We start from the raw sequence: 7,097 nt of genomic DNA on the forward strand, positions 1-7,097 counted from the left end.
AAAATCGGGCAAACTTCGTGGCTTTGGCGTCGATGTCACCAGCCGTGGCGGAGTCGTTCACTTGAAGGGACGCGCCGCTTCGGAAAGTCAACGTGACGCGATTGTTCGTATCGCTGAATCGGCTCCAGGGGTCGCAGGGGTACATGATGCGATCGAAGTCGCTGAAACCGCACTGCCTCGTCTGCCTAAACCGCCTACGTTGCAAGCCGCACCGGCACCGCAGATGCAAGCTCGCATGGCGGCCAACCAAGGACCAGCCCCCGCCATGGCTGCTCCTTACCGCATGAGCCCGCAACAGCAACCGGTTCAAGCTGCACCCGTTGGCTACGGTGCCATGCAAGGGGCTCCTGTGATGGGACAACCTGTGCCAATGGCTCCTTATACCGGCGGCGGAGCACCTCGGTATGATGCCCCTAACCTGCCAAACTACGCTTGGCCAGGCTATGCATCTTACCCCAACTATGCTGCTTTGACTTACCCACAGCAGTACAGCCCATCGGCATGGCCTTACATTGGCCCGTTCTACCCGTACCCACAGGTACCGCTGGGATGGCGTAAGGTCAGCCTCGAATGGGACGACGGTTGGTGGTTCTTGGACTTCACAGACCGCTAAGATGGCAATGGCCGCTAAGACGGCAATGGCAGCGGATCAACGATCCGCCAGCTAATCGCTCTAACGCATAAAAGGCTCGTGTAACAGTTCGCTGTTCACGAGCTTTTTTTATTGCACGAGTTTTTTTATTGAGCGAGCGACAACTCCGTTGATGAGGTTCGCCTGAGATCGAGCTATCGGTGCGGCGTGAGGCCCAATGGCATCTACTTTGGATAGCGGTACAGCTTGTAGGAGCGCTCGCGGCGCGAGCTGTCCGGTTGCGGCGAGATAAAACGTTCGGTTTTGATCGGGTGGCTCGCGCCGCTCCGCGACAAAAGCCACCTGCTTAGTGCCAATGTCGATGGCATTGGGGGCGGCCACCCAGCAAATCCCAAACGTTTTCACTCGCGACCAACCCCACGGCACCACGCCGCGAATGCGTGCGAATCGCTGCTTTTTGCGGCCTCAAGAGGCGTCATGACGAGGAATCACGTCGATTCTTTTCACCCGTTTTTCGGAACTTTCGGAATTACCCGCAAGATCCTCCCAAGTTCACACGATACTAGAACTACGCAGATCGCTGGTTGCGATCAATCGTAAAGGAAACCACGGAAGGTTGCTCGGATGAAGACTCCTAAAACAACATGTGTACGGCCCACCAACCACGATGGGGAAAACAAGGCATGTGTTGCCCAAAAATCGTACACCCCGCGAATCGTCTTTTGCATGATTGCAGTTATGGCGATCGGCTCAACTGGATGCTACGGAATCGGAGGCTCCAACATTAATCTGGGCTTCCTCACTTACCCCATCCCCGTGAGCCCTTACTTCCAACACAAACAAGAAGAAAAGTTCTGGAAGAAAGAGCGTTACGACCGCGTTCCGATCTTGGGCCCAACGACCTCCGGTGGCAACGCAGTTGCACTTGACCCACCCAGCGACGATGAAGTGATGCACGCACTCGAATCGGCTCGTCCGATCCAAGGTGGCATTCCTTTGATCTGGGAAACGCAACGCAACAACGTGCGAATCATCAAAGAAAAGATCGCCGACTACGTTGACCCCCCACGCTTCTATCCGTTGATCGGGCCAGCTCAATTGCACCACGCACACTACAAGTGCTCGATCTACTTCGACGAAAAAACCATCGTCGGCTATCCTGTCCCGCACACCTTGCATGACCGGGACGCAATCGAAGTGGTCTACATCGACCACAACCACTTCCACATGGTGGGCGACGTCGATCCTTACACGACACCCAACCTGTAAGACACGCTGCAACCAACAACTGCGACCTCAGACAAAAAGGCTAGCTCATTCCGAGCTAGCCTTTTTTCGTTTGGCTGCCTCAGCTTTGCCCCATCTAAGAACTTGTGCGCCGCAACGAGTAAGAGTGCATCCGGCTTAGAAAACCTCGCTATCCACGCGGCCGCGTAGCAATCACCCACGAAAAGCCCGACGAGTGAGGGACCTGCTGCGGGATTTTTAACAAGATCCACTACACTACGATTGAATGTACTGGCGATTCCAGCCTCCGTTGACCTGCACGACTTGGCCGCTGAAAAACGAGTTTTCGGGATCGGACACAAAGGCGATTGCGCGGGCAATATCCTCGGGCGTGCCCCAGCGGTTCATCAGCGATTGATCCTGGGCGCGGGCGTCCCAGTAGGGACTTGCTGCCTGGCCCCACGACGTTTGAATCCAGCCAGGCGCGACGACGTTGACCCGTACTCGCGGTGCCACCGTCTGAGCCAAACTGAGCGCGAACGCGGTGATCGCCGCTTTAACGGGACCGAACATTTGGCCCGCATCCCCCTCCATCCCTGAGGCCGATTGGTCCCAACCGATAAACGTCATCGATGGCGGCAGCGTGAATGTCTCGTTCGCCATACGCTCTGCGACCCCACGTGCGAGATGGATCGTCCCGATCACATCAACCTGCATCAATCGCTGAAGTTTTGCATTGAAATCAAGCTCCGACAGCTCCCCCGTCAACACGTCGGCGCCCGCGTTATTGATCCACGTGTGGATCGTGCCGAGCTCGCGATAGCACCGCTCGGCAAACGATTCGGCAGCGGTCAAATCAGCGAGGTCGGCAGCCTGCAGCAGCGGCTCGGAACCGAGTTGTCGGCATGCCTCGGCCGTTGCCTGAGCCCCGGCGACATTGCGTCGATAGTGAATCACGATCCGTTTCACACCACGGCGTGACAGATCGATTGCGATCGCTCGGCCAATGCCGCTGGAGGCTCCCGTAACGACGGCATGAGTTCCACAAAATTGCAAATCCACCAGCTGATCCTTTTTGACTCGTTCGTCCATCATCACGGGCGACATTCGACAAACTCAACGCAAGATTGCCCTCGCTTTCCCCGCAGCGTAATGCAAACCCCCAGCGTGTCGAAGTCGTAACGGAGTGGGCCGAAAAGAATCTTCTCATATTGCTGGATTGACGCTTCTTGCCGCGTCGATCACACCATTGGCGATTGCACGATGGCGACGGCTCTTGGCGTGAGAAAAATGCGTTAGAATAAGACGAACGCGAGACACCCCATTCGGGGCATACTCACACAGATTCGCTCTCGGCAATATTGCGGCTCATCATTTGTTCACCCGATTTGTCCACCAGCGGGGGAGCCCTTGGCTTACCCCAAGGTAAGACAAACCGCCAATAATTGCTCGCCCTTGCCGTATTTACCCTAATCCGGCTAATCTGCATGCTTAGACGAATCATAATAGACTCGCACAAAAAACATTGACGCACGAAATTGAGCGGTGCGATTACGGGACAGCCCAGTAATAGAAAGAAGAAATTGAATATGACTGACTCAAAAACTGTCGCCCAGACCGAAGTCGATCAGCATCTAGGCGAATTGGCTCCACCCGCAGCGGAAGTGGATATGGATGCCGCAGAAACACAAGAGTGGCTGTCGTCACTCGACTATGTGCTGAAGAGCAAAGGCGCCGATCGCGTTCGTTTCTTAATCGAACAACTTCGCGATCGTGCTGCCGAAGAAGGGATCCAATCGGCGCAAGACACCAACACGCCTTACGTCAACACGATCCCCACCAAAGACCAACCAGCCTACCCCGGCAATCGGGAAATTGAACGCCGCATCAAATCGATCGTTCGCTGGAACGCGATGGCGATGGTCGTGCGAGCGAACAAGCGTCCCGGCGGCGTCGGCGGTCACATCAGCACGTTTGCATCGAGTGCGACGCTGTACGAAGTCGCCTTCAATCATTTCTTCAAAGGACGCGGCGAAGACGGCTACTCGGGCGACACGATTTACTTCCAAGGTCACGCTTCGCCCGGGATGTACAGTCGAGCGTTTGTCGAAGGCCGCTTGAGCGAAGAGAACCTCGAGAACTTTCGCCGCGAACTGGCCCCCGGCGGTGGACTGTCGAGCTACCCACATCCATGGTTGATGCCTGACTTTTGGGAATACCCCACCGTCTCGATGGGGCTCGGTCCGATCATGGCGATCTATCAAGCTCGCTTTAACGAATACCTCCGCGACCGCGGCATCAAAGACACGTCGGGACAAAAAGTCTGGGCATTCCTCGGGGACGGCGAATGCGACGAGCCTGAAACACTCGGTGCGATTGGACTTGCAGCGCGCGAGAAACTCGACAACCTGATCTTTGTCATCAATTGCAACTTGCAACGACTTGACGGTCCTGTCCGTGGCAACAGCAAGGTGATCCAAGAGCTTGAATCGATTTTCCGCGGTGCCGGTTGGAATGTGATCAAAGTCGTCTGGGGTGATGACTGGGACCAACTGCTTGCCAAAGACACCACTGGCTTGCTCGCCAAACGAATGAACGAAGTCGTCGACGGCCAGTACCAAAAATACACCGGTATGCCCGGCAGCTACATTCGCGAGCACTTTTTTGGCAAATATCCCGAACTGCTGAAATTGGTCGAAAACTACTCCGACGAACGCCTCGAAAAGATGCGTCGCGGTGGCCATGATCCAGAAAAGGTGTATGCGGCCTACAAGATGGCGACGGAACTGAAAAACGGGAAACCGACTGTTGTTCTGGCCAAGACCGTCAAAGGCTATGGACTTGGCGAAGCAGGTGAGGGCCGCAACGTCGCCCACAACCAAAAGAAAATGAACGAAGAGGAATTGCTCGAGTTCCGCACGCGGTTCGGCATTCCCATCAGCGATGAAGAAGTCGGCAAGGCACCGTTCTACACTCCGCCGGCCAACAGCCAAGAAATCAAGTACATGAAGGAGCGCCGCGCGGCTCTCGGCGGCCCGGTACCAAGCCGCCCCACCACGCATCCAACAATGGAAGTGCCGACGGTTGCGGATTACAAGAAATTGATCGGCCGGCTCGAAGACAAGAGCTGCAGCACGACGTTCTCGGTCGTGCAAACCTTGATCGCGTTGTGCCGTGACAAGAAGATCGGCAAGTACATGGTCCCCATCGTGCCTGATGAATCACGCACCTTTGGGATGGAAGGGATGTTCCGCGAATTCAGCATCTACGCTCACGCGGGCCAGCTGTACGAGCCGGTTGATTCGTCGCTGATCACCTATTACAAGGAATCCCAAGACGGTCAAATCCTCGAAGAAGGGATCACCGAAGCGGGATCGATGAGCAGCTTTAACGCGGCCGGAACCGCGTACAGCTCGCACGGCGTCAACATGATTCCGTTCTTTATCTACTACAGCATGTTTGGTTTCCAACGCATCGGCGACCTGATCTGGGCCGCGGCAGACATGCGAGCCAAGGGCTTTTTGATCGGCGGCACCGCCGGCCGAACCACGCTCAACGGCGAAGGACTTCAGCACCAAGACGGACACAGCTTGCTCAATGCAATCGCGTTTCCGACCGTGCGTGCCTACGACCCTGCATTCGCTTACGAAGTCGTCGTGATCATCTTGGAAGGCCTCAAACGGATGTACCAAGATGGCGAAGAGTGCATGTATTACTTGATGAGCGAAAACGAGGAATACTTGCATCCCGCAATGCCAGAGGGTTGCGAAGAAGGCATCGTCAAAGGGATGTACAAATTCCGCAGCCGCGACGTCGAAGGTGCCAAGGCACGCGTTCAGCTGTTCGGCAGCGGTGCGATCCTCAACTGCGTCTTGAAAGCCCAGGAAACACTGGCCGAGAAATACAAGATCGCAAGCGACGTTTGGAGCGTAACCAGCTATACCCAATTGCGACGCGAAGCCGCCGACTGCAGCCGCTGGAACATGCTGCACCCCACCGAGACACCACGCAAGAGCTACCTCGAAGAGCAGCTCGAAGGTGTCGAAGGTCCATTCATTTCAGCAAGCGATTACGTTCGAGCTCTCGGCGAGCAACTGCAGCCCTGGATCCCTGGCGATTACTTCGTGCTAGGAACCGATGGCATGGGACGCAGCGAAACTCGCGAAGCGCTGCGGCGACATTTCGAAGTCGATGCCGAATGCGTTACCTATGCAACGCTGACGCGTCTCGCCAAGACCGGGCTGTTCACGGCTACGGAACTCGCCGATGCAATCAAAGACCTTGGCATCGACCCTGATAAACCCAACCCGTACTTTGCCTAATCCGAGACCTATGTCCGAGGCAACGTACGTTACAAACATCCCACTGAAATCTGCTTACCAGAAACTCTTTTATGGCAACTGAAGTAAAGCTTCCCGAATTGGGCGACGGCATCGAATCTGGTGACGTTCTGGAAATTTTTGTGTCGGTCGGCGACGTGATTAGCAAAGGCCAAGACATCGTCGAAATGGAAACCGACAAGGCGACTGTGCCGGTACCGGCATCGGTCGGCGGAAAGGTCACCAAGATCCTTGTCAGCGAAGGCGACTCGGTAGCGATCGGCGGCGTGATCCTGGAAGTCGAAGCGGCGGCCGAGGCGGCTGCCCCCGAGGCTCCCGCGGCCGCACCGAAACCCGAAGCGAAACCCGAGCCCAAGCCAGAACCGAAGGCCGAAACGCCTGCTCCGGCGGCAGCCGCTGCGGCACCTCCTGCGGCTCCCGCTCCGACACCTGCTCCCGCACCGGCACCGGCAAAACCACAAGCACCAGCGCCCGCCGCACCGGCGGCAGCCCCGGTGGCCACCACCGCACCGGGCGAAGTGATCCCTGCGGGGCCAGCGATCCGCCGTTTTGCACGCGAAGTCGGCGTCGACTTGGCGGCCGTTCAAGGATCAGGCGAATCGGGCCGAATCACTCGCGACGACGTCCTGGCCGTCGTGCGCACCGCTAACCAAGTCGCGAGAAACAGTGGCGGCACCGCTGCGACAACCTCGCCCACGGCCGCCAGCACGTCCAGCCAAATGGCCCCCCGCGAATCCTCGGCACCTGGCACCGCCAGCAGCGATGACTTCGGCAGTGTGCATGTCGAACGCATGAGCAAGATCCGCAAAACGATCTCCAAACAAATGCATGCGAGTTGGTCGACCGTTCCTCGTGTCACCAATTTTGATGACGCCGACATCACCGACCTTGAACGGCTTCGCCAATCGAGCAAAGACGATTACGCGGCGCAAGGGCTG

At 56.8% G+C, this 7,097-nt stretch carries 5 protein-coding genes; 4 read left to right on the forward strand and 1 reads right to left on the reverse strand.

Annotated features, from left to right (window positions below):
- Together ABX962_RS25390 and ABX962_RS25395 are read left to right on the forward strand one after the other, a co-directional pair.
- On the forward strand, nt 1–613 hold a 613-nt coding region (locus ABX962_RS25390), incomplete at its 5' end, for a BON domain-containing protein (protein ID WP_372723499.1).
- A 705-nt stretch (nt 614–1,318) separates the two neighbouring features.
- Nucleotides 1,319–1,861 (forward strand): hypothetical protein, encoded by a 543-nt coding sequence (locus ABX962_RS25395; RefSeq protein ID WP_372723506.1) that lies wholly within the window; start codon nt 1,319–1,321, stop codon nt 1,859–1,861.
- A gap of 234 nt (nt 1,862–2,095) precedes the next feature.
- Here the strand turns inward: ABX962_RS25395 and ABX962_RS25400 are convergent, their stop codons facing one another.
- Nucleotides 2,096–2,914, reverse strand: coding sequence for an SDR family NAD(P)-dependent oxidoreductase (locus ABX962_RS25400; RefSeq protein ID WP_372723501.1), 819 nt, complete (start codon nt 2,912–2,914; stop codon nt 2,096–2,098).
- 494 nt (nt 2,915–3,408) lie between these two features.
- Between ABX962_RS25400 and aceE the strand changes: the two genes are divergently transcribed.
- Nucleotides 3,409–6,141: a pyruvate dehydrogenase (acetyl-transferring), homodimeric type gene (gene aceE, locus ABX962_RS25405; protein WP_372723503.1), complete on the forward strand. Its 2,733-nt coding sequence runs from the start codon at nt 3,409–3,411 to the stop codon at nt 6,139–6,141.
- Nucleotides 6,142–6,212: 71 nt separating this feature from the next.
- Nucleotides 6,213–7,097 (forward strand): biotin/lipoyl-containing protein (locus ABX962_RS25410; protein ID WP_372723505.1); only part of this gene is annotated, 885 nt, incomplete at its 3' end.

The sequence above is a fragment of the Novipirellula sp. genome, from assembly GCF_041583735.1.
Lineage (GTDB): Bacteria > Planctomycetota > Planctomycetia > Pirellulales > Pirellulaceae > Novipirellula.